This window comes from Streptomyces sp. NPDC046215 (assembly GCF_040646215.1).
In the GTDB taxonomy this organism is placed as follows: Bacteria; Actinomycetota; Actinomycetes; order Streptomycetales; family Streptomycetaceae; genus Streptomyces; species Streptomyces stramineus.
Genome location: NZ_JBEYZW010000206.1, coordinates 1 through 1,184, shown reverse-complemented (window position 1 = coordinate 1,184; position 1,184 = coordinate 1). Strand labels below are relative to the sequence as shown.

Below are 1,184 nucleotides of genomic sequence, written 5' to 3'. Positions count from 1 at the left end.
GGCTGAGCTCAGCCGACACCAGCCCGTCCGGCATCGGAGGACGCTCCCGCAGGGCACCCGCCGCCGCGGGCGGCAACGACGGCCCGCAGCCGACGACCCGCTCGGCGGTACACCCCGTGCCACCCCCGGAGGGGCACCGCTCAGACCAGGTCGACGAGGTCGGCGATCGAGTCGACGACGCGGGACGGCCGGAAGGGGTGGCGCTCGATCTCCTCGGGCCGGGTCAGGCCGGTCAGGACGAGGAACGTCTCCATCCCGGCTTCCAGGCCGGCCAGGACGTCGGTGTCCATCCGGTCGCCGATCATGGCGCTGGTCTCGGAGTGGGCGCCGATGGCGTTGAGCCCCGCCCGCATCATCAGCGAATTGGGCTTGCCCACGAAGTACGGCTCGCGGCCGGTCGCCTTGGTGATCAGCGCGGCGACGGAGCCGGTGGCGGGCAGCGCGCCTTCGGCGGAGGGCCCGGTCTCGTCCGGGTTGGTGGCGATGAAGCGGGCCCCGCCGTTGATCAGCCGGATGGCCTTGGTGAGCGCTTCGAAGCTGTAGGTGCGGGTCTCGCCGAGGACCACGTAGTCGGGGTCGTGGTCGGTGAGGACGTAGCCGATGTCGTGCAGGGCGGTGGTCAGACCCGCCTCGCCGATGACGTAGGCGGTGCCGCCGGGCCGCTGGTCGTCCAGGAACTGGGCGGTGGCCAGCGCGGACGTCCAGATGTTCTCGACGGGGACGTCGAGGCCGATCCGGGCGAGGCGTGCGTGCAGGTCACGGGGGGTGTAGATGGAGTTGTTGGTCAGCACCAGGAACGGCTTGCCCGAGTCCCGCAGCCGCTTGATGAAGGTGTCGGCACCGGGCACCGGGATGCCCTCGTGCATCAGCACACCGTCCATGTCGGTGAGCCAGGACTCGATCGGCTTGCGCTCTGCCACAGTGGGACTCCTGCCGTTCGCTGCCCCCCGGCGGGGGCTGGGGACGCCGGGGCGACGCCTTGCGCCGTCCCGGCCCCTCCAGCCTAGGGTCTGTCCGAGGAGCCTTCGGCTGCGGCCCGTCTTCAGCTCTGCCGCCGACGGCGGCGAGCGCCCTGCGGGAGGGTCCTCAATCGCCGGACGGGCTGATGTGGCTGAGCTCAGCCGAATCAGCCCGTCCGGCGTTTGAGGACACCGCCGCGCAGCGGTGGTGCACCCCCACGACCC

General features: G+C 71.9%; 1 protein-coding gene. It reads right to left on the bottom strand.

The genetic code is table 11. The features are described 5' to 3' along the window. Window positions 1-140: 140 nt before the first annotated feature. The gene (locus ABZ951_RS33870; protein WP_344091191.1) at window positions 141-920 is read right to left on the bottom strand and encodes an HAD-IIA family hydrolase; all 780 of its coding nucleotides are present in this window, start codon (window positions 918-920) and stop codon (window positions 141-143) included. Between the last annotated feature and the right edge of the window lie 264 nt (window positions 921-1,184).